At 64.3% G+C, this 20,292-nt stretch carries 20 protein-coding genes; 7 read left to right on the forward strand and 13 right to left on the reverse strand.

Going from position 1 to position 20,292, the window contains the following annotated elements:
* Window positions 1–104 precede the first annotated feature (104 nt).
* Window positions 105–800 (reverse strand): carbonic anhydrase, encoded by a 696-nt coding sequence (locus ACSFC7_RS04825; RefSeq protein WP_436346621.1) that lies wholly within the window; start codon window positions 798–800, stop codon window positions 105–107.
* Window positions 801–995: 195 nt separating this feature from the next.
* On the opposite strand from ACSFC7_RS04825, the gene ACSFC7_RS04830 reads away from it, so the two are divergent.
* Window positions 996–2,003 (forward strand): NADP-dependent oxidoreductase, encoded by a 1,008-nt coding sequence (locus ACSFC7_RS04830; RefSeq protein WP_436346622.1) that lies wholly within the window; start codon window positions 996–998, stop codon window positions 2,001–2,003.
* A 96-nt stretch (window positions 2,004–2,099) separates the two neighbouring features.
* Here ACSFC7_RS04830 and ACSFC7_RS04835 read toward each other — a convergent pair whose 3' ends face one another.
* From ACSFC7_RS04835 to ACSFC7_RS04845, 3 genes are all read right to left on the reverse strand, one after another.
* Window positions 2,100–2,903 (reverse strand): ABC transporter permease, encoded by an 804-nt coding sequence (locus tag ACSFC7_RS04835; protein WP_436346623.1) that lies wholly within the window; start codon window positions 2,901–2,903, stop codon window positions 2,100–2,102.
* Complete coding sequence (locus ACSFC7_RS04840; RefSeq protein WP_436346624.1) at window positions 2,900–3,949, reverse strand: ABC transporter ATP-binding protein; 1,050 nt, start codon at window positions 3,947–3,949, stop codon at window positions 2,900–2,902. Before ACSFC7_RS04840 ends, ACSFC7_RS04835 begins: the two co-directional genes overlap by 4 nt.
* A gap of 94 nt (window positions 3,950–4,043) precedes the next feature.
* Window positions 4,044–5,225, reverse strand: coding sequence for a CBS domain-containing protein (locus ACSFC7_RS04845; RefSeq protein ID WP_436346625.1), 1,182 nt, complete (start codon window positions 5,223–5,225; stop codon window positions 4,044–4,046).
* Window positions 5,226–5,775: 550 nt separating this feature from the next.
* On the opposite strand from ACSFC7_RS04845, the gene ACSFC7_RS04850 reads away from it, so the two are divergent.
* From ACSFC7_RS04850 to ACSFC7_RS04860, 3 genes are all read left to right on the forward strand, one after another.
* The gene (locus ACSFC7_RS04850) at window positions 5,776–6,006 is read left to right on the forward strand and encodes a MarR family transcriptional regulator (RefSeq protein WP_436346626.1); all 231 of its coding nucleotides are present in this window, start codon (window positions 5,776–5,778) and stop codon (window positions 6,004–6,006) included.
* Between the two features lie 316 nt (window positions 6,007–6,322).
* Window positions 6,323–6,853, forward strand: coding sequence for a 50S ribosomal protein L16 (locus tag ACSFC7_RS04855; protein WP_436346627.1), 531 nt, complete (start codon window positions 6,323–6,325; stop codon window positions 6,851–6,853).
* A gap of 301 nt (window positions 6,854–7,154) precedes the next feature.
* Window positions 7,155–8,030, forward strand: coding sequence for an ATP-grasp domain-containing protein (locus tag ACSFC7_RS04860; protein WP_436346628.1), 876 nt, complete (start codon window positions 7,155–7,157; stop codon window positions 8,028–8,030).
* Window positions 8,031–8,072: 42 nt separating this feature from the next.
* Here the strand turns inward: ACSFC7_RS04860 and ACSFC7_RS04865 are convergent, their stop codons facing one another.
* Complete coding sequence (locus tag ACSFC7_RS04865) at window positions 8,073–8,471, reverse strand: Hsp20/alpha crystallin family protein (RefSeq protein WP_436346629.1); 399 nt, start codon at window positions 8,469–8,471, stop codon at window positions 8,073–8,075.
* A 120-nt stretch (window positions 8,472–8,591) separates the two neighbouring features.
* Window positions 8,592–9,605, reverse strand: coding sequence for a type II glyceraldehyde-3-phosphate dehydrogenase (locus tag ACSFC7_RS04870; protein ID WP_436346630.1), 1,014 nt, complete (start codon window positions 9,603–9,605; stop codon window positions 8,592–8,594).
* Between the two features lie 183 nt (window positions 9,606–9,788).
* On the opposite strand from ACSFC7_RS04870, the gene ACSFC7_RS04875 reads away from it, so the two are divergent.
* On the forward strand, window positions 9,789–10,154 hold the full coding sequence (locus ACSFC7_RS04875; protein WP_436346631.1) for a DUF7857 domain-containing protein: 366 nt from the start codon (window positions 9,789–9,791) through the stop codon (window positions 10,152–10,154).
* Entirely contained in the window at window positions 10,151–10,849 is a 699-nt protein-coding gene (locus ACSFC7_RS04880; protein ID WP_436346632.1) for a MinD/ParA family ATP-binding protein, read from the forward strand. Before ACSFC7_RS04875 ends, ACSFC7_RS04880 begins: the two co-directional genes overlap by 4 nt.
* An 85-nt stretch (window positions 10,850–10,934) precedes the next feature.
* Here ACSFC7_RS04880 and ACSFC7_RS04885 read toward each other — a convergent pair whose 3' ends face one another.
* From ACSFC7_RS04885 to ACSFC7_RS04915, 7 genes are all read right to left on the reverse strand, one after another.
* Window positions 10,935–12,227 (reverse strand): DUF7125 family protein, encoded by a 1,293-nt coding sequence (locus tag ACSFC7_RS04885; RefSeq protein ID WP_436346633.1) that lies wholly within the window; start codon window positions 12,225–12,227, stop codon window positions 10,935–10,937.
* 192 nt (window positions 12,228–12,419) lie between these two features.
* On the reverse strand, window positions 12,420–13,295 hold the full coding sequence (locus ACSFC7_RS04890) for a transcription initiation factor IIB (protein WP_436346634.1): 876 nt from the start codon (window positions 13,293–13,295) through the stop codon (window positions 12,420–12,422).
* A 305-nt stretch (window positions 13,296–13,600) separates the two neighbouring features.
* Entirely contained in the window at window positions 13,601–15,316 is a 1,716-nt protein-coding gene (locus ACSFC7_RS04895) for a secretion system protein (protein ID WP_436346635.1), read from the reverse strand.
* Between the two features lie 7 nt (window positions 15,317–15,323).
* Window positions 15,324–17,252 (reverse strand): ATPase, T2SS/T4P/T4SS family, encoded by a 1,929-nt coding sequence (locus tag ACSFC7_RS04900; RefSeq protein ID WP_436346636.1) that lies wholly within the window; start codon window positions 17,250–17,252, stop codon window positions 15,324–15,326.
* 31 nt (window positions 17,253–17,283) lie between these two features.
* A complete protein-coding gene (locus ACSFC7_RS04905) occupies window positions 17,284–17,748 on the reverse strand; it encodes a DUF7311 family protein (protein ID WP_436346637.1) in 465 nt (154 codons plus the stop codon).
* Complete coding sequence (locus ACSFC7_RS04910) at window positions 17,745–18,518, reverse strand: DUF7310 family coiled-coil domain-containing protein (protein ID WP_436346638.1); 774 nt, start codon at window positions 18,516–18,518, stop codon at window positions 17,745–17,747. Before ACSFC7_RS04910 ends, ACSFC7_RS04905 begins: the two co-directional genes overlap by 4 nt.
* Before the next feature lie 90 nt (window positions 18,519–18,608).
* Window positions 18,609–19,670, reverse strand: coding sequence for an ATP-binding protein (locus ACSFC7_RS04915; protein WP_436346639.1), 1,062 nt, complete (start codon window positions 19,668–19,670; stop codon window positions 18,609–18,611).
* Window positions 19,671–19,746: 76 nt separating this feature from the next.
* Here ACSFC7_RS04915 and ACSFC7_RS04920 point away from each other — a divergent pair, with 76 nt between their 5' ends.
* Window positions 19,747–20,283, forward strand: coding sequence for a DUF7382 domain-containing protein (locus ACSFC7_RS04920; RefSeq protein ID WP_436346640.1), 537 nt, complete (start codon window positions 19,747–19,749; stop codon window positions 20,281–20,283).
* Window positions 20,284–20,292 lie beyond the last annotated feature (9 nt).

Genomic DNA, 20,292 nt, shown 5'->3' on the forward strand with positions numbered 1-20,292 from the left:
CCGCGGCTGGCAAAACGCTACTGGGAACGAACCGCTCGAGTTCACCGAACGATCCGACCCGAATCGGGCGGTCGCGGTGCGTTCGTCGACAGCCGTACCCGTCCTCAGTGGAGCAGACTCCGCGTCGCGTCCGCGTACTCGTCCGGAATCTCCTCTGCGATCGCTTCGGGATTCGTCTCGCCGTTGACGTTGACCAGATACGCGCGCCCGAGTTCGTCGCCGTAGATCCCCTGGAAGTCGTAGACGAATCCGTAGACGTCGACGTCGTCCGGGACGTCGTCGGACTCGCGAAGGAACGTCGCCTGGTGGTCGACGTTGTACTCGACGAGCTGGTTGATCACGGTCTCGTCGTCGCCGTTGGCGTCGATCAGGTCGCTCTCGAGGCCGTCCTCGACGACCGGACGGAGCATCTCGACCCACTTGTCGACGCCCCGTGGACCGGGCATGTCGCCGCCGGTCGTGGCCCGATACGCGGCGGTGACGGCCCCACAGCCGGTGTGGCCGACGACGGCGGCGACGTCGGTTCCGGCGTGGTGGATCGGATACAGCAGGCCGCCGTCGACGATTCGATCGCCGTCATCTTCGTCCCAGACCTGATTCCCGATGTTGCTCGGAGTGAAGACGGTCCCCGGGTCGTCGACGCCCCACATTCGCTCCTGCGGGACGCGCGAGTCCGAACAACAGACGGTGACGACGTCGGGTTCCTGTCCCGCCTGCACCGCTTCGAAGTACGCGTCTGGCAGTCCGTCGACGTGACGCTCGTTTCCGGCGAGCAACTCGTTGAGAACGTCGTAGTCCATACCTGAACGATGACGGATAACCGCCAAAACGGTTTCTTTCGGGTCGTGATTTGCGAGGGATCGAGCACCGAGTGGCTCTCCGACCGGAATTCGTTCGCGTCTCGCGACGAGCCGACTCGAGACGAGGCCGCGATCCGGACCACCGCCCGGTTCCGGGAGCCAAATATTCACCTACCGTCCCACCCTTGGGTGGGTATGGCAGAAACCAGACAGTGGCAACTCGCGAGCCGTCCGGTCGGCGAACCGACCCACGACAACTTCGAACTCGTCACCGTCGATCGTCCCGAACCCGGCCCGAACGAGGTGCTCGTCAAGACGCTCTACCAGTCCGTCGACCCCTACATGCGCGGCCGAATGCGCGACGCGGAGTCGTACGCCGAACCGTGGGACGTCGGCGATCCGATGCAGGCCAGCGTCGTCGGGGAAGTCCTCGAGTCCAACAGCGCCAACTTCGACGAGGGCGACGTCGTCACCGGCGACCTGCTGTGGGCGGAACACGTCGCCGCGGACGCGGGCGAACTCCAGCGGGTGAACCCGGATCACGGCCCGATCTTGACGGCCCTCGGCGTCCTCGGGATGCCCGGCGTGACGGCCTACTGGGGACTGAACGACGTCGGTGACCCGAAACCCGGCGACACCGTCGTCGTCTCCGCCGCGGCCGGCGCGGTCGGCTCCGTCGTCGGTCAACTCGCACGACTCTCGGGCGCACGCGTGGTCGGAACCGCGGGCAGCGAGTCGAAAGTCGAGTGGCTCACCGAGGACCTCGGCTTCGACGCCGCGATCAACTACAAGGAGACCGACGACCTCTCCGGCGCGGTCGACGAGGCCTGTCCCGACGGCGTCGACGTCTACTTCGACAACGTCGGCGGCCCCATCACGGACGCCGTCTGGCCCCGGCTGAACGTCGACGCCCGCGTCGCGGTCTGCGGTCAGATCGCCCTCTACAACGAGACCGAGGTGCCGACCGGTCCGCGAAAGCTCGCGAAACTCATCGAGACGCGGGCGACGGTCGAAGGGCTGCTCGTCAGCGACTACCAGCCGCGATGGGGCGAGGCGCTCCAGCGCCTCTCGCAGTTCGTCGGAAACGACGATATCCGCTACCGCGAGAACGTCGTCGAAGGCTTCGAGAACGCCCCCGACGCCTTCCTCGGGCTGTTCGAGGGTGACAACATCGGCAAACAGCTGGTCGAGGTCGCGGAGTGAGACGAGTAGGCCCGCGCGTCTCGAGGATTCGGTACCGTCGATACGATTCCCGGCTGCACCCCGATCGACTGGTGTCGGCCTCGAGTTCGCAGCCGATCAATCGGTCAGGCCGTAGCCGATCTTGAACAGGTAGACGTCGATCGCCAGGACGAGCAGGGTGGCCGTCGTGAGCACGCCGAGCGCGAGCAGCGGCGCGAACTCGGTGTACGGGCCGGGTAGGATGCCGACCGCGATCAGATCCGAGTGGCCCAGCAGTCCGTACCGGACGCTGTCGACCATGTAGACCATCGGGTTTACCAGCGAGAGGTTCACCTGCCAGGTCTGCTCGAACGTCTCGAGGGAGTAGAAGACGGCCCCGAAGAACACCAGCGGTCGAAGGATGAACTGGTTCATCACGGTCAGATCGTCGAAGTCCCGGGCGACGAGCCCCCCGATGATGCCGAATCCGGCGAACAGCGCCGTGATGACGACCATCGTGGCGACGAGGAACAGGCCGTGTTCGATACTGATCGGAACGAACAGCCGACCGACGCCGGCGATGATGACGCCGACGATGAGGCCCCGCACCGCGCTGGCACCGACGTAGGCGACGACCATCTCGACGTACGACAGCGGCGAGGTCAGCGTCTCGTGGATGTACTCGTTCCACCTGCCGTGGAAGATCGAGAACGAGGCGTTCTCGAAGGCGTTGGAAATCGCACCCAGCACGATGAGGCCGGGGACGATAAAGAGGATGTAGTCGAAGCCAGCGATCTGATCGATCCGGCCGCCGAGGATCAGCCCGAAGACGGCGAAGTAGAGCACGTTCGTGATCGCCGGCGGCATGAACGTGTTCTTGGGTCGGCGGACGAATCGGAGGATTTCGCGCCGGAAGAGCGCCTTGAATCCGACGGAGATCATCGGGCGACCCCCTCCTGTTCTCGCTCCTGCTCCCGCTGCTGTGCCGTTTCGCGCGTCTCGTCCGCGTCGTCGCCATCGTCAGCGTCCGACGCGCCGGACCGCGTCACCGTCCGATCCTCGCTCCGGGTCAGGTCGACGAAGATTTCCTCGAGCGAGGTCCGTGAAATTTCGAGGTCGGCGATCTCGTACCCCATCGCCTCGAGGTCGTTGAGCAACTGCGGGGCGGTCGAGCCGCCCTCGTCGACGCGGACCTCGAGGCGGTCGCCGTCCGTCGTCACCTCGTGGGCGTACGCGCCGAGCTCGGTCCCGAGGTCGGCCGTCGCGGTCGCCGACAGCGGCGACTCGAGGCGAACCGAGATCGTATCCGTTCCGCGCGTCTTCAGTTCGTCCGGCGTCGCGACGGTCACCTTCCGTCCTTCGTTCATGATCGCGACGCGGTCGCAGAGGCGTTCGGCCTCCTCGATGTAGTGGGTCGTCAGCAGGATGGTCGTCCCCTCCTCGTTGAGTTCGGTCACCAGTTCCCAGAGGTCGTGGCGCAACTGGACGTCGACGCCCGCGGTCGGTTCGTCGAGGATGAGCAGATCGGGGTCGGTGACGAGCGCGCGGGCGAGCAGGAGTCGACGTTTCATTCCGCCGGAAAGCCAGTCGAAGCGCTCGTTGCGCTTGTCGTAGATCCCGACTCGCTTCAGCACCTCGTCGGCCCGCTCGCCGGCATCCTCCACGGGAATGCCGTGGTAGCCGGCCTTGTGCTCCAGGACTTCTCGAATGGGGAAGAACCTGTCAACGTTAAATTCCTGTGGCGCCAGCCCGATCGCATCGCGGGCCTGCCGGTAGTCGGCTTCGACGTCGTGGCCGAAGACGCGCGCGTCGCCGCCGGTCTTGCGAACCAGTCCGACCAGCGTGTTAATGAACGTCGTCTTGCCCGCGCCGTTGGGGCCGAGCAGGCCGAAGAACTCGCCTTCCTCGACGGTGAGCGACAGTTCCTGCAGGGCGCGCAAGTCGCCGTACTCCTTCACGAGGTCCGTCGTCTCGATGGCCGGTGGCATCGCCGGGGAATCGGCCCCGGTCGCGGTTAAGAATGTTGATAGCGGCGCTCGAGACGGCTAAAACGGCCCTTTTTGCCGCTTCGCGTCTCGAACGTCAGTCCGCGGTTCGTGGCTGTCGACTCGGGCTCACTGCGCCGCTTTTCTGGACGATATCGAAGGCGGTCATCACGTCCGAGCGCGAGATGAGGCCGATGAGGTCGCCGTTCTCGACGACGAGCAGGCGACCAATGTTGTTCTCGCGCATCCGCTCGATCGCCGTCATCGCGTCCGAGTCGGGTGAGATCGTCTTCAGGTCGGTCGTCATCACCTCTTCGACAGAGAAGGCGTCTCGCTCGACGGGATCGATTTCGCGCGCGTCAGTCAACGTGACGAGGCCGACGAGTCGCTCGCCCTCGACGCCGCTGCGGTCGATCACCGGATACCCCGTGTGGCGCTCGGTGAACATCCGCTGGATCAGCGCCGCGACCGAGGTCTCGGGTTCGACGATGTGGAGGTCCTTCGCGGGCGTCATGATATCTCGAACGGTGACGTCCTGGAAGGCGGCCTTCATCGTCACCTGCTGGGCCTCGCTCGAGGCCGCGATGTACACGAAGAAGGCGAGGGCGATGAAGATGATGTTGAACTGCAGGAGTCCGAACAGCCCCATCAGGACGGCGAACAGCTTCCCGATGCTGGCGGCCTGCTGGGTCGCCTTCGCGTAGGGTGTGTTGCGGGCGAGTAGCGCCCGGAGGACGCGCCCGCCGTCCATCGGAAACGCGGGGATCATGTTGAAGACGGCGAGGACGATATTCAACACGGCGAGGTAACCGAGCACGAAGCGGGCTCCGTCGAGCGATTCTGGAGTGACGAGAAAGAGCCCGTACGACGCCACACCCACGAGTATGGAGACGATGGGGCCTGCGATGGCGATGTTCAGTTCCTGCTGCCAGTCCTCGGGCATCTCCGAGAGCGCGGCGATGCCGCCGAGCAGCCAGAGCGTGATCGAGTCGATCGGAAAGCCGTAGCGCTGGGCCGTCAGCGAGTGACCGAGTTCGTGCAGGACGACGCCGACGAACAGGCCGATCGCGGCGATCAGGCCGATGAGGTACGGCATCCACGACTCGGCGGTGAGTGCGTCGACGTCGATCCCCGCGCCCATGGACGTATTGAGGATGTCGACGACGGGTTCGATCTGGACGCCGATGAGATACGCGAACAACGGCAACACCAGCAAGAACGTGAGATCCAGCTTGATCGGGATCCCGAACAGGGAGCCGATCCGGAAACTCTTCATCATGTACCACACTATCGGTGGAACGGCCTTAAAAACGCTGCCGTCACGATGTTACGGCAGTTACTGCGTACCGAGTTCGATCCGGTGGACGATGTCGACGCAATCCTCGATACGCACGTTGTGGCTCCGCTACCGGACCGGACCCTCGAGGCCGTGTACTGCCGCCAGTTCGGATTTTGCTCGAGTGCGTCGCCGCCTCCCGGGCCCGCACTCTCCGCCACCGAGTCTGCAATATTAATATTCATTAAACAGTTCCGGCGAGTCGAACAATCATAATTAACCCTATTGGTTATCGCCGCGCTGATCGACGATACTCGTGGTTCGAACCAGTTCGAACGCGTGTTGATTCGATTCGTATCGAACAGTGACAGTTACTGTGGCCGTGTTTGTCCGGTCTGTTAACCCGTCTTTGCGGCTGATTCGCATTCCACTGGATCCGAATCCCGTTCGTCCTACTGCACATCAATAGATATAATCACAATAATACTCGCTAGTCGATATGTATTCTACCTACCACAGATTTATACAGTAGTTCGGCGTTGGTGTAGATACGATGATAGAACAGACTCACGCCCCTAACGAAATCAGCCAGCTTCCGACCGAAATCGAGTCCCCACAGGGGAAACTCGTCTATCTCTACATCGAAGCGACGGGTGGGGCGAGCGCCGACGAACTGGGCCAGATCCTCACGATGAAGAAGATCTCGATCCTGAGCGTCCTCAGCTCGCTCTCGAGTGCGGACCTCGTCGAGAAGCGCAACGACGAATACGTCCTCGCCAACTGAGCCGATATTCTGTCGCCGAGTGTGCCGTGTTGTCGGTGTCTTCGTGGTAGCCGCGGGTCTCGATCCCCGCTGGACGCCGATCGATTGTAACTCCTCGAGTGGGTCTTGCCGATCGTTGATAGCCCTGAGACCCGTTTCCGGCCACTGCGCCAGTCGATCGCCGGTTCTCGAGTCGATAGTCCCGCCTGGCCCGGTCCCGGTGTCGATGGCAGTAGTCGGTCCGCCTCGTCCGCTCGCGTCTCGACGCCCGTCCCAGCGCGTGGTTCGAAGCCTTTATCCGCACGGTAGGCCTGCGTTTTCGTAAGTAATCACAACCATGTCAGACAAGCCTGCCTCAATGTACCGGGAAATCGATAAGCCGGCCTACACGCGCCGTGAATACATCACCGGCATCCCGGGTTCGAAAATCGCACAGCACAAGATGGGCGACGTCAGCGCCGACGCTGAGGACTACCCCGTCCAGATCAGCCTCGTCACCGAGGAAGAAGTGCAGATCCGCCACGGGAGCCTCGAGGCCTCGCGCCTCTCGGCCAACCGTCACATGCTGAAAAACGCCGGTGAGGGCAACTACAAGATGATCCTCCGGAAGTTCCCCCACCAGGTCATCCGAGAGAACAAGCAGGCGACGGGTGCGGGTGCGGACCGTGTCTCCGACGGGATGCGCCAGTCCTTCGGGAAGATCGTCGGCACCGCCGCGCGAATGGGCGCCGGCGAGCGTATCTTCACGATCTGGTGTGACGTCGACGACGCCGCGTTCGCCAAGGACGCGCTCCGACGCGCCTACAACAAGATCTCGCCGCCGTGCCGTATCGTCGTCGAGAAGGGCGAAGAGCAGTTGATCGCATAACGAAGTTTTGCTCTGCGGTCTATCGCGGCCGCGGCGGACCGCGGCCGCGATGTCCCTCGGCAAAAATTCGATTAAAAGCACTCCTCCTTCCGTTTCGAACGCATAGCGTTCTCCACATCAGTCGTCGGCCCGCTCGCTCGGCCTTCGGCCTCACTCGCGGTCAGTAGCTGGGCACTTGCCTGCCCTCCCCCGGGTCGTGGGTTTCGCGCAGTTTGCGCGAAACTCCACTCCCGGCCACTGCGTTCTCGTTCGAACGACCGTCTCGAGCACCTTTTTACCTCTTTACTCCCGACTTTCCAGTATGATCGATCTCGCGGTCGCCAACGATCAGGAGACGTTCCAGCGGATGCGAGAGCCGCTGGCCGAGCGGGGGATACGGGTCCATCACGTGCCCGCGAGCGAGCGCGTGGTACCGTTGGGTGAGGACGCGCCGTGGTCGCCCGACGAGTACGATGTCGGCTACGTCTATCCCGGCCGACTGATGGAGGGCGGGGTCGCCGACGCGCTGCTCGAGGTGCCGTGGCTCAACGACCACGAGACGGTGTTGACCTCGCGGAACAAGGCCGAGGTGATCGCGCGTCTCGTGCAGGCGGACCTGCCGGTTCCGAGAACGGTGTACGTCTCGAACGACGTCGGCGAATCCGAGTTGACCGCGGTTTTCGAGCGGTTCGAGCCGCCGGTCGTCGTCAAACCGAACTCGACGACCCGCGGCGTCGGCGTCGCGAAGGCCCACGACCTCGACTCGTTTCTGGGGATCTGTGACTACCTCTCGCTGGTCCACGACTACAAGGCGACGGGGGATCGATCATTCCTCGTTCAGGAGTATCTGCCCGACGCGACCGACTACCGGGTGATGATCCTCGAGGGCGAGTACGTCGGTGCGGTCGAGCGTCGCCTCTCCGACGACGCGGTCGCGGAGGGCCAGTGGAAACACAACGTCCACCGCGGTGCGGAGGCGACCGGTGTCGACCTTCCCGAACCGCGGCGCGAGTTGGCCGAATCCGTCGCGGCCGAACTCGAGATCCCGTTTCTCGGCGTCGATCTGCTCGAGACCGACGACAGACTGGTGGTCAACGAGACGAACGCGCGGCCGACGATCGACGAGGAGACGAAGTACGAACCGGGATTCTACGATCGACTCGCGGCCGCTATCCGTAGGACGGCCGATAGACGGTAAAAACCAAGCGACTGCGACTGTCACTGCGACCGCGACCGCCGATTACTCGAGGCTGATTCCCGACGACTGTTCCGCGAGGTCGAAGACGACCTCGAGGACGCCGTTGTTGTAGGTCGCGGAGGCCGTGTGTTCGTTGACGCGCTGGGGCAGGGAGACGCGTTCGTCGTACTCGCGGTGGTCGCTCGAGGCGGAGATGGTCAACGTCTTGCCGTCGCACTCGAGTTCGATGTTCTCCTTTTCGACGCCGGGGAGGTCGGCGACGACGCGTATCTCCTCGTCGGTTTCGTGGATGTCGACGTGGGTGTCCATCCCGAAGCCGTTGTCGACGCCGGAGGAGTTGAAGTCGACGTTCGCGTCGGCTCCGTTCATCATTTCGTTCATCATGCGTTCAATCTCGCGGAACAGGTCGTCGAAGGGTTCGTCGCGGTCGTCTCGGCGCATGCGAATGCGTAGTAGACCGCAAGGCAAAAACTTTCTGTCGTCGCTAGTTGTTCGAGGTGACCGAACTCGAAGAAAGCGGGGGGATCGCTGTGCCCGGATCTCTCTCCCGAGACGACCGGTCTAGAGGCCGATGCCCATCGTCTCGTCGGTCGTTTCGATACTCTCGTCGGCGTCGGCCGCGCCGAGCACCGCTCGAATGGCGTCGACGTTCTCCGGCACGACGTCGCTCTCCTGGTGGATCCCCTGGAAGAGATAGAGATCCGTCCCGACGGTCGAGATGGACTCCTCCCAGATGCAGTTCTCCCAGATGTCGCCGCGCGGGCGACCCGAATCGTGGGCGTACTCCTTGAGTTTCCCGCTGCCGTCGATGTCCATCCGCTCGGGGATCAGGAACAGTCGGGACTCGTCGGCGAAGCGGTCGCGAACCTCGCTGGCGTCGACTTCCTCCTCCAGGGTGACGTTCAGGCTGTGCATGTGCATCAGCGTCGCGGGCACCTTCATCCCGAGGGTGTCGATGTCGAGGTCGTCGAAGATGGTCTCGACGTCGGGGCCGTGGTGGGAGGGGATGGAGACCGGGTTCGGCAGGATATCGTTGATCGGGCCGCGGGAGGTCTGGCCGGGGTCGCCGCCGCGACGGACGAGCGTCGCGCGAACCTTCTCGACGCCGTAGGCCTCGCGAAGCGGCGCGAGAACCCGCGAGAGGCCGGTCGTGTTACAGGAGACGACGCGGACGTGGTCGGCGTCGACGGCGTCCTCGAAGTTCGAGCGCGCGTTGAAGCTGACGTCGACGAGGTCTGCGTCCTCGCCACCCTGGTAGAGCGCCGGAGTATCGTACTCCTCGTACAGCTCCTTGTTCTTCGCGCCGATTCCCGAGGGCGTCGCGTCGACGACGATGTCCGCGTCGTCGACCAGGTCCTCGACGGGACCGGCGATCTCGAGGCCGGCCTCCCCGAACTGGTCGGCGCGTTCCTCGATAGCGGCGTAGAGCGGGTACCCCTTCCCGACGGCCGTCTCGGCCTCGAAGTTCGGCCGCGTCTTGGCGACGCCGAGGACCTCCATATCCGGCTGTTCCCGGACGGCGTCTGCGACGCGTTTCCCGATCGTGCCGTAGCCGTTGATCGCGACCTGAATCATATGCCCGGGAGTCCACTACCGAGGGGGATAACCGTTTCGAGGCTTTGCGATCAATTGTAACTCAGAACCGAGTTTTATACGCTCTCTCGTGAGTATTTCGAGCGAACGGCAACCGCGATCCGATCGGCGGTTCCGACGTAATCGTGTTGAACTTTATACGATAGCAGGCCCGAAAATACGGGTATGGTCGAGGTCGACTGGGAAACTGATCGCCGGGACGGGGTGACGTTCGTGACGGTGACCGTCGCGAACACGCGGACGACCCCACAGACGGTCCGTCTCGAGAGCCGACTCGACGGCCCGACGTGGCCGCCACGTCGCGACGGCGTCACGGCACCCGAGTGGGACGGCGGCGTCTGGGAGGGAACTGTCGAACCGGGACGCCGTCGCGGCGTCGGCTTCGCGAGTCCGGCCTCGCCGACGGAGCCGCCGATCGAGGTTCTCGAGGTGTCTCGCGTCTCCGAAGCGACGACCGCGACGTCGGACGAAGTGCTCGCCGCGCTAGACGGATGGGCCCCGACCCCCGACGTTCTCACACGGGGACCATGATCGTCGCGGTCAGTGGCGGGAAAGGTGGCGTCGGTAAATCAACCGTCTCGTTGAACCTCGCGCGGGAACTCGACGCCGTCGTCGTCGACGCGGATCTCGCGACGGCGGATCTTCCCCGCGGCCACGGGCCCGACCTGCACGACGTCCTCGCGGACCGTGCGGATCCGCTCGAGGCCGTCGAGTCGTTCGGCTCGATTCGAATTCTGCCCTGCGGCCGAACGCTCGCCGGCGCTCGCGCGTCGAACCTGACCGACCTCGGACGGGTCGTCGATCGACTCGAGCGGGAGTGCAGCCGCGTCGTCATCGACTGTCCGGCGGGACTGGCACGCGACGTCGGCATCCAGCTCCAGTGTGCCCACGTCGCGGTGCTGGTCACCACGCCGACCGAAGCGGCGATCGTCGATGCGCTACGGACCCGAGAGATCGCGCTCGAACTCGACACGCCGATTGCGTCGATCGTTCTCAACCGGGCCGCAGCCGACGAGACCGATCACCTCGCGACTCGCGTCGAACGGGAACTCGGTGCCCCGACTGCGGTGATCGAGGAACGCTCGGCCGTCGACGACGCGATGGCACGGTGGCAGCCGGTCCGCGACGCCCGCCCCGACTGCGACGCGATCGACGCCTTCGAAGCCGTCGCTCACTCGATCGAACGCTGCGAGAAGCGCCTCTCCGGTCGTATCGGTGTTCTCTGACGGTCGTTACGCCGTCTCCCTCACTCGTGCCGACTCGATCCCGTCCCGTGACTGGTCGTTCGGATCGATCTCGTTTTTCGTGCGCTCAATCCGTGTTCTGATTCGTCTCGAGCGGCATCGACTCGACGCCGTCGAACCTGAGTTCGATCGTCTCGGTGAACGTGCTATCGGACCGGAACTTGGGGACCGAGAGGTAGTGTTCGACGGCCGTTCCGACGCCCGAATCGTCCGTCTGCAGGTCGAAGACGGCGTCGGTCGCGTGGATCGTCGTCGTTCGGTTTTCGGGTCGATCGGGACCGCACAGACAGTGCAACAGGGCGACACTGTCGGTTTCGACCATCCGGTCTTTGAGGTCGTTCAGAAACGAGACGTACGCCCGTCGATCGTGCCGTTCCAGCACGTCCGCGAGGTCGACCACGAGCGTGGCGCCGTCCGGCAGCTTCCCGATAATCTCGCCGGCTTCCTCGAGAACGTCCGTCCCGTCGACGTGACGGATCGTCGGATTCCCGGTCTCGACGGGCGTGGTTTCGAGCGCCCGCCGGACGTTCGTCGCCGACCGCTCGGTCGTGAGATACAGCGTTCCACGGGGTGCCGTCGCCTCGTAAAGCAGTTGCTCGGACTGGCTGGCCGGCTCGGCGGTCAGCGCCACGACGGAGCCGGGCGCCAGCCCACCGCCGAGTCGCCGATCGAGGGCGTCGATGCCCGTCGGTAACAGCTCGTCGTCGTACGCCGGTGGCGTCCGGTCGGTGGCGTTTCGCGTCTGTAACGTCTCGACGATAGCCTCGTAGGCGGCCGTGGTGTCCTCGTCCGTCAGCGGTGACTCCGCCTCCGGGACGACGCCGAGTACCGGTACGTCGACCCACGATTCGACCTCCGAAGGGACCTCCTCGCAGCTGTTCACCACCGTCCCGAGCACCCGCACGCCGAGACGACGGGCCATCTCGACCGTCGTTTCGGCGGCCGTCAGGCTCCGGTCACTGTCCGTCGTGACGACGATCACACCGTCGGCCGCCGACAGCGGTTCGACGACGTCGGGTCCCGCCCCCGACGGGCAGTCGACGACCGTCTGTATCGAGTCGGCCTCGAGTCGACCCAGCACCGACTCGACGTCGAGTTTCTCGGACGGTTCCGGCGCGGGAACGATACCGGCACGCGACGTCCGTGGGCTCACTTGCGCGACCGATCGGACGTCGGCCTCGGACGTGAGCGCCGCGAGCGTCGGCTCGCGGTCGACGCCACCGGTCACGTGCAAATTCGGTAGCTGCCGATCGGCGTCGATCGCGATAGCTGGCATTCCGGTTCGCGCAAAGCCCTCCGCGAGGCCGAGCGTCGTGATCGTCTTCCCACACCCGCCTTTCGCACCGGCGATGGCAATCATATCGGGATTGGTGCGCCCTCCTTTTTCAACCTGTACACCGCCGTTGGGTCGCACTCGAGCGCGACGCGGCTCCGACGACTAGCGATCGTCGACCACGCTGTCGGCTGACCGTCGACGACGTCGCCCGAGGAGTCTCAATCACGTCACATCGATCTCGGAAGAAGTCGCTGGTCTGGGCGTCGTCGAACCGTGTTATCGGTACTTCTTCAACTCGGTAGCCGTCGACCGAATCGTCATCCGCGAGACGTTCGCCAGATCGGCGACTTCGGTCTGCGTGACGTCGACGCCGTGGTCGTAGGCCGCCCGATAGAGACAGGCGGCCGCGACACCGCTGGGGTTCTTCCCGCCGATCCGTCCGCTCTCGCGTAGCCACGTCGCGTACTCCCGGGCACGGCTCTCGATGTCCGCCTGAAGCTCGAGTTCCGACGTGTACCGTGGCAGGTACTCGACCGGTGAAATCGGACCGATCGGCAGGCCGAGTTCTCGATTGAGCGCGTCGTAGGCCGCCTTGAGCTCGCTCTTGTTCGCACGCGCCTGCGTGACGACCTCGTCCATCGTCCGTGCGATCGACTGGACGCGACAGGTCGCGTACACCGTCGCCGCCGAGAACCCCTCGAGCGAGCGCCCACAGAGGAGGTCCTCGTGCTGGGCCGACTCGAACAGCGTACACGATTGTTCGCGGACCGGCGTCGGCAACGACAGCGAGGACACGAGTCGACGGATCTCGGTGAATCCGTAGGCCTTGTTTCGCTCCGCCTTCGACGAGAACCGAGCTCGGTTGTGTTGGCGACGCATGCGGACCAGCTGTCGCTGGCGCTCGCCGGTCACCTCCGTTCCCGTCCCGAACCCGATTCTGGTCGACAGGCCCCTGTCGTGGCGCGAGCGCTCGAGCGGCGCGCCGGTTCGGCGTCGGTTGTCTCCGTTCTCGAGGTGTCGCCACTCCGGGCCTCGATCGATACTGTCTTCGCCGACGACGAGTCCGCATTCCTCACAGACCACTTCGTTCTCCGTCGTGCGAAGACGTCCACCACACTCATCACAGCTCTCTGTCTGGGTTACGCGTTTCATTCAGTCCCCACCACTTCAACTTCGTGTCTATACTATATTATATTAAATCTTCTGAACAATACGAAAATCCAGAACTTTATAAATTACACGGGATACCGGACAAAGATACTGACGTTATCTGATAACATTTCTACGAGTTTGTAAGTGTTAGGTATTCAAGCAAAACCTGCTGTAGGTATCGGATCCCAGTACAGGAACCGAAGCTCAACTGAGAGCAGTACGGACGAGGCGTCCGTTCCTCGCTCGAACCGTCCGTCGTCCACCTCGAGTGTGAATTCGTCGGGTCCGTTTTCAGCCTCCTCGCTTCACAGCGCCATCTCGATGACTGTAACGGAAAACCCGTACAGGGCCATCGAGGCGACGAGCGCTCGGCCGATGTGATAGCCGAAGAGGGCGCGATCCATCCCGTACCGAAGGGCGATCGAGAGCGGAACCAGGATGAAACACAGCGTGATGAGATAGACGCCGACGACGATAGCGAGCGATTCGGCGGGAAAGGCGGCCGCATCGAGGTCTGCCGTCCCGACCATGTCTTCGCTGGACATCATCGCGGCCATCGCGACCGTCGCGCCGGCCACCAGCGGTCCGAAGTAGGCCGCCGTATTGTCGAGTGTCCCCGTCACCTGCTCCAGACTCCGTTTCGTCTTGGCCTCGACCTCGTCGAGTTCCTCGAGGTGGTCGGCCATCGAGACGATCGCCCGGCCCGCGGGTTTCCCCTCGTCGGCGGCGATCGCGAGCAGCGCCGCCGTCCCGCGGGCTCGAGGACTGGGGACGTCTCTGAGCGCACCGTACTCGCCGAGGAACGCCGCTTCGACGCCCGCGTGAAGGCGTCGCTGGACACCGGAGGCGTGCTCGAAGACCGCGCCCGTCTCGGCGGGAACGCGTTCGGCCGCGAGTTCGATCGCCGACTCGACGGACTCGCCCTCGGCGACCTGCCGGCCGACGATGTAGAGCGCGTCGGTGAGGTGTTCTTCGACGTCACGGACGTAGTTCCGTACCTCGAGGATCGGTCCGAAGATCGCGAGCAAGCCGGCCCCGAGGCCGAGTCCGATGCCGATGATCGGCGCCAGATGGGCGGGACCGAACGTAGCCGTGATCGCGTATCCGCTGACGCCCGCGAGTACACCCCACAGCCCCCGCATCCAGAGCCGGTCGGGAACGTCGGGGTGATCGTGGCTGACTTTCGGTGGCGGGAACGCGACCGGGCGACGGACGAGTAGCCAGACACTCGCGGCGACGAGAACTGCGGGGAGGACGACGTTGTACAGCAGGACGAAAATCCAGATGTTGACCGAGAAGCCGACCATCGGCACGGCGGGGACGAGCGCGATCAGCGCCAGCGGAATCATGATCCCGAAGGCGAACAGCGCGGTCGTCGGCGCGCGAATGGTGGCGGTGAAGTCCGCCATTTGGTTCCGGGTGCCGGTGAGCACGGCCGAAAGTGCTCGGTCGAGCGTCCGTGCTCGTTCGCCCTCCGGTGCGTCCTGGGCGGTCGCGAGCAGGTGTGACGACCGCCGCAACGCGGGGAACCACTCTGCCCACTCCTCCGCGAACGACAGCAGCCCCGTGTCCGCAGTTCCCATCGACCGATCGATGTGGCCGTCGAGACTGGTCGACAGCGGCCCCCGTCCGGTCTCGGCAGCGAATCGCACGGCGCTCTCGAGGGCCGGCTGGACCTGCATCCGCAACACGGCTCGGCCGACGAGGTTCGGCGTGTCGCCGAGCGCCTCCGTCCGGCGGAACGCCGCCTGCAGATGCGGCACCGAGTGGATCCCGTGAATCGCCGCGACGGGCGTGACGAGCACGAAAAACAGGACGAACGTGAGCGGTGCCGAGGTTACTAACAGTGGTAACGGGATCAGAGCGCCGACGATGCCGGCTCCGTACCCCGCTCGAATGACCGTCTCGTCGTCGTGTGGCGAGTCGATGAACGAGAGCGATTCGACGAGGTCGTCGCTCCCGTCGACGTCGTAGGGGTACAGCGCGGCCAGATTTCGAATGAGTGCCGTCGACAGCGTCATCGGTCGATCACTCCGTCCCCCGGTCGGCGTACACCGCGGCTACTTCGCGCGGACTCGTCCGCCCGTCGGCGGCGAGTCTCGAGAGCAACTCCGTCCGCTCCACGATCGCCTGCCGGACCGATGCGTACTCCTCGGCCGGTCCGGTGAGCCGATCGACGATCCGACTCTCACCGCGGTCGATTCGTCCGGTCGCGACGGCTCGGCCGTCGTCGTCGAGTTCGTACAGCGACTCGAACCAGATATCGTCGCCGCTGGTGATGACCTCCTCGATTCTCGCGACTCGGCGCTCGCGGCCGTTCGGGGTTCGGTACGCCTGAACGGTTACGACGAGATCCGTCGCTCCGAACGACGACGGCTCGACCTTGAGGTCGGAGACGACGCGCTCGTAGACCTCGTCCGCGCCGTCGCCGTGGATCGTTCCGAGCACGGCGTTCGCGTTCGCACCGACACGCATCGCCTCGTAAAGGACGCGCGCCTCCTCGCCTCGGATCTCCCCGACGACGAGCGCGCCGTCTCCGAGGCGGAGTGCCGTCTTGAGCGCTTGTTCGGGCGATATTTCCGGTCCGTCACCGGTTCCGGTTCGGAGCGCCTGTACGTCTCGATCGACCGACTGCAGCGGATCGACCGGGAGTTCTGGCGTGTCCTCGATCAGAACGGTTCGAGTATCGGGCGTCAGTTCGTACAGCAAGGTTCCGAGTAGGGTCGTTTTCCCCGAGCCTCGTGTGCCGGCGATCAGTGCGGCCGCATTGCGCTCGATGGCGACCGAGAGAAAGGCGGCGACCGCCGCCGGCATGGTCCCGTTCGCGACGAGACCGGGGAGCGTGAACCTGTCGTCGGCCTCCTCTCGGAAGGCGAACGCGACTCCCTCCGCGACCGGATCCGTAACGCCAGCGACGCGGACGCCGGTCCCGTTCTCGAGGGCGGCCATCGCGTCGACCGTCGGGTTCGCCCGCGAGAACGCCCGTCCGCTGGTCCGACGGACGCGAGACGCGAGCGCCCGCGCGCCGTCCGCCGTCAGGTGGACGTTCGTCGTCATCGACTCCCCATCGACGACGAGTCGGATCGGATTCTGGGACACCGGTGAGGTCACGTAGACGTCCGTCACCCGATCGTCCGCGAACAGGTCCTCGAGGATGCCGTACCCGCTCGTATGCTTCGAGAGCACCCTGGTCAGCAACGGATCGGCCGGTTCGTCGGTCGCGTACTCGATCGCACGCGAGGCCGCCCGGTCGCCCTCGACGTACCCCTCCGCGATGGCCTCGTAGCCCTCGATGAGGTGCTCCCGTTCCGTTTCCGAGAGCGTTCTGTCGACGACGTCGAGGACGTACAGCGGAACGCCGTCCGACCGCGTGTAGATGCGCGCTTCGCTCCCGGTCTCGAGCGTCTCGACGTCCTCGAGTCGCACGTCGTCGTCGATCCGCTGATCGACGAAGTAGTGTCCGATGGTGAGGCCGACGGTCGACGTCAGCACCGATTCGTACCGCTCGATTCCGATCGCAGCGTCCGTGAGTCCGGACTCGACGGCGATGTCCGCGACCGGACCGATCTGTGTCTCGAGTTCCGCAGCGACCTCGAGGGGATTGCGCGCGGCGGCGTCGGCGAGTCGCTCGTCGCGCTCGCCGAGCAGTTCGACGAACCGGCCGGCCGCGCCGAGCAGTTCGACGCCTCGATCACCGTACCGTCGTTCGATACCGTTCGATCGAGTGAGGATGCCCGTCGCTTCGCGGTCGGTGAGCGCGTCGACGACGGTGTGCCGACACTCCGCTGCGCTCGCGAGGTCGCCGTCGCAGTCGCTCGCGTCGACCGCCAACACCTCGTCTTCGAAGGAGATACTACACGTACACGGCCCCGTTGGCTCGCTATCGCCGAGAAGCGATCCGAGTCCGAGTTCGTCGAGAACGGATCGAAGGGAGCTCGCGACCCCATCCTGAGACATATCGGTACTGGCAGCGTGTTCTGGTTTAAAATTATACATATCGGGCAACGACTATCGGATCTCCATCCTCGTCTTCCAGCAGCACGAGCGCGAGGCGCTGGTCACCGGTTCCGCCTAACTCGGTCGTTTCGTTCCCCTCGGGATCGTTCCAGACGATCTCCTCGCCGATCACCTCCTCTCGCGTGGTGCCGTCCTCGAGGACGTACCGAGCGTGCGTGTAACTCCCGTTCTCGTGGGGGACCAGTTCGAAGTGATCGACTCCCTCGGTCGTCAGCGTGCTCCGGGGGAGCGTCACCTCGACGACGCGCTGGGGATCGGGGTGACCGTCGGGTGTCACCTCCTCGTTTGCGATCAGCGAGGCCGCCTCGTCGTCGATCTCCGCCAGACTCGCGTCGACCTGGCGCTCGCTGTTCATCGTCGCCCCCCTGTCGATGGCGGGGACCGAAATGGCGAGGAGTGCGATCGTCAGCATGACGGCGAGGACGTATCGGATCACGAGAGTTTGGCGCGGAGTGAGGTGAACAGTCCGTTCGAGTCGTCGTCCCTGTCGGTCGACGGCTCGCTCGGTTCGTCGTCCGATCCGGACGTTCCGTCCGAACTGGATTCGTCGGCTGCGTCGTTCGACCCGGACAGTCGTCTCTCGATCGCCTGCTGGACGGCCGGTCTGCCGGGCGAAGTGCCGTCAGCGTCGTCCGCTTCCGTCCCGTCTTCCGGTGACTCGAGGAGCGTTTCGGCCGTTGCTTCCACGTCACCGGCCTTCCCGAACGGCGCGTCGCTCGTCGAGGTCTCGGTCGTCACGAGGCTTGCCGAACGAGACCCACTCGTGCTGGCTCCCAGCGTGTGGCCCGATCTGGTCGCCTGCTCGTCGCCACCAGCGGTATCCAGCGCAGGTGGTTCCGTTCCCGTATGATCACTGGTGTCGTCGCCGACGGCTCGACCGGCGTCGTGACGCTCTCGCTTCGCGAGCGATCGCTCGAGTTCGTCGATCCGGTACTCGAGTCGATCGACGGCGGCGATGGCCGCATCGGCCTGGCGCTCGACGCCCTCGTTGACCGTCTCGACGTTTCCGACGAGACCGTTGACCGCATCGACGGTTCCCTCCAGCTCCGCGAGTCGCCGTTCGTGTTCCTCGAGTCTTGTCTCGAGGCGTTCGACGTCCTCGATGACCGAGGCGAGATCGGCGAGCTGGTCGAGTTCGACGTCGCCGTCGACGACCGCACGCTCGACCGCGGATAGTCGCTGATCGATCCGCTCGATATCGCTCATGTCGCTCTTGGCTGACTCATCGTATTTAAACATCAACCTCGATGGACCGATCGATCCGTCGAAATCAGTGGCGTCGACCGGGGTCTGGTATCAGTCGTCCGCGACGACATCGCTCGCCCGTGGACTGTCACCACCGTGTGGGGTGTCACGCGGACGGACCTGCGCCGAGTGGATCGTCTCCGTCGCGTCGTCGACGATGACGACCTCGCCGGGAGCCTCCGGGAGGCGGTCCGCGTCCGACAGCGAGAAGTTCATGTACGTCGGCTGGGCGGTCTGAAGTGCGCCGAGGTCCGCCTGAGAGGTCAGCCGATGGGAGATCAGGACGTCCGACTGGGAGATGCCGACCTCCGGGACGGCGCTCGGCCGCTGTGTCGCCGAGACGAGACTCACACCGGGTGCGCGGCCGCGCGTAAGGATCGTTCGGAGGGCCGGTTCCGCCACGCCGTCGAAGAACGTGTGGGCCTCGTCGAGGAGCAGCCAGGGGAGCCGATCGATCGTCTCGGTGACGCGTGCGCGATACAGCGCTTCCGCGACACCGCGGCAGACGGCGTTCATCGGCGCGGACTCGAGTCCCGAGACGTCGACGATCGTCACCTCGGAACTGCCGAGTTCGGCCGCGTCGATCCCGTCGGGGTCGAAGACTCCCCACGCGTCGGCGAGCCGTAGATGATTGCCCGCGGCTCGTTTGTCGGCCGTCGGCGCGTCGGTGGCTTCGACGTGGTCTTCCATTTCGTCGAGCGTCGATGCCGCCTGTGCGGCCTGCCAGACGAGACCACCGGCTCCGCTCTCCGGCGAGAGACCGAGCAGCGCACACCACGAACTGGGATCGAGCGAGGTCGGTGTTACAGCCGGCTCGTCGATCACCGTCGCGGGGACGCCCGCACCGGGGGTCGACTCCGCGAGCGTGTCGAAGACGCCCATCGGGTCGACGATCACCGGTGCGACGCCCTCGGCCCGAGCGAGTCCCTCCGCGAGGACGCCCATCGTGTAGGACTTCCCGTAGCCCCGCTTGCCGACGATCAACATCGCGTGCGGCCCGTCGAAGTCCAGATGGAGCGTCGCCCCCTCGCTCCCGTCGCGGGCCCGATAGGCACCCAACCGTCCGACGGGGCCGTTCTCGAGGTCGTCACCGCGTCCAATTACGAAGTTCACGTCAGCAAATTACCTCCTCTTCTCTTTTGAACTTTCGGTCAAACATTTAAGTCGGAAGGCGCGACCAAGATGGGGTATGCTTCCGGACAACCTGTTGTCGGACCGCTCCGACGGGTCGGCTTCTTCCGATCGGTCGAACCGTTCTCGGTCGTCGTTCGCTCGAGACGATCGTGCAATCGAGGGGTTGCCGATTCGACTCGTGATTGCGCTGGTCGTCGGTGTAGCGGCGTTGGCGTTGATGTTGAATATGCTCGGAACAATTGGATCTGTTGGCGATACTGAGGTGGATGTTGAAATAAAAGAGGGACAAGTAATCGAAAATGATGAAACAGAAAAAATTGTTATCGAAGTCATTGATGAGGATGGTAACTACGTAGAGGAGGCTACCGTTCTTATCTCGTCAGGATCAGCTCAGCTTGAAGGTACGCTGGATCAAGATACTAGTGCCTCTGGTGAAGAGCACATAGCCGAATTTTCTGGTGTTACTGAACACGGACTTCGTGCTGATCAAGACAAAGGGACACTCGAAGTTGATGTGGTACCTCCTTCGGATAGCAGCTATATTGATGAGCAACCGAATTCAGAGATAATCGTTGTTCAGGATAGAAATTAATAACATAAA

Origin of the sequence: Natronorubrum halobium (assembly GCF_051351675.1) — an archaeon.
Classification (GTDB): Archaea; Halobacteriota; Halobacteria; order Halobacteriales; family Natrialbaceae; genus Natronorubrum.

Excerpts from the sequence above, each read along its gene's own strand:
- ACSFC7_RS04900 (WP_436346636.1), bottom strand. The coding sequence starts at position 17,252 with ATGTCTCAGGATGGGGTCGCGAGCTCCCTTCGATCCGTTCTCGACGAA.
- ACSFC7_RS04870 (WP_436346630.1), bottom strand. The coding sequence starts at position 9,605 with ATGATTCAGGTCGCGATCAACGGCTACGGCACGATCGGGAAACGCGTC.
- ACSFC7_RS04855 (WP_436346627.1), top strand. The coding sequence starts at position 6,323 with ATGTCAGACAAGCCTGCCTCAATGTACCGGGAAATCGATAAGCCGGCC.
- ACSFC7_RS04845 (WP_436346625.1), bottom strand. The coding sequence starts at position 5,225 with ATGATGAAGAGTTTCCGGATCGGCTCCCTGTTCGGGATCCCGATCAAG.
- ACSFC7_RS04895 (WP_436346635.1), bottom strand. The coding sequence starts at position 15,316 with ATGACGCTGTCGACGGCACTCATTCGAAATCTGGCCGCGCTGTACCCC.
- ACSFC7_RS04850 (WP_436346626.1), top strand. The coding sequence starts at position 5,776 with ATGATAGAACAGACTCACGCCCCTAACGAAATCAGCCAGCTTCCGACC.
- ACSFC7_RS04890 (WP_436346634.1), bottom strand. The coding sequence starts at position 13,295 with ATGAAACGCGTAACCCAGACAGAGAGCTGTGATGAGTGTGGTGGACGT.
- ACSFC7_RS04910 (WP_436346638.1), bottom strand. The coding sequence starts at position 18,518 with ATGAGCGATATCGAGCGGATCGATCAGCGACTATCCGCGGTCGAGCGT.
- ACSFC7_RS04835 (WP_436346623.1), bottom strand. The coding sequence starts at position 2,903 with ATGATCTCCGTCGGATTCAAGGCGCTCTTCCGGCGCGAAATCCTCCGA.
- ACSFC7_RS04920 (WP_436346640.1), top strand. The coding sequence starts at position 19,747 with ATGCTTCCGGACAACCTGTTGTCGGACCGCTCCGACGGGTCGGCTTCT.
- ACSFC7_RS04875 (WP_436346631.1), top strand. The coding sequence starts at position 9,789 with ATGGTCGAGGTCGACTGGGAAACTGATCGCCGGGACGGGGTGACGTTC.
- ACSFC7_RS04865 (WP_436346629.1), bottom strand. The coding sequence starts at position 8,471 with ATGCGCCGAGACGACCGCGACGAACCCTTCGACGACCTGTTCCGCGAG.
- ACSFC7_RS04830 (WP_436346622.1), top strand. The coding sequence starts at position 996 with ATGGCAGAAACCAGACAGTGGCAACTCGCGAGCCGTCCGGTCGGCGAA.
- ACSFC7_RS04825 (WP_436346621.1), bottom strand. The coding sequence starts at position 800 with ATGGACTACGACGTTCTCAACGAGTTGCTCGCCGGAAACGAGCGTCAC.
- ACSFC7_RS04885 (WP_436346633.1), bottom strand. The coding sequence starts at position 12,227 with ATGATTGCCATCGCCGGTGCGAAAGGCGGGTGTGGGAAGACGATCACG.
- ACSFC7_RS04860 (WP_436346628.1), top strand. The coding sequence starts at position 7,155 with ATGATCGATCTCGCGGTCGCCAACGATCAGGAGACGTTCCAGCGGATG.
- ACSFC7_RS04880 (WP_436346632.1), top strand. The coding sequence starts at position 10,151 with ATGATCGTCGCGGTCAGTGGCGGGAAAGGTGGCGTCGGTAAATCAACC.
- ACSFC7_RS04840 (WP_436346624.1), bottom strand. The coding sequence starts at position 3,949 with ATGCCACCGGCCATCGAGACGACGGACCTCGTGAAGGAGTACGGCGAC.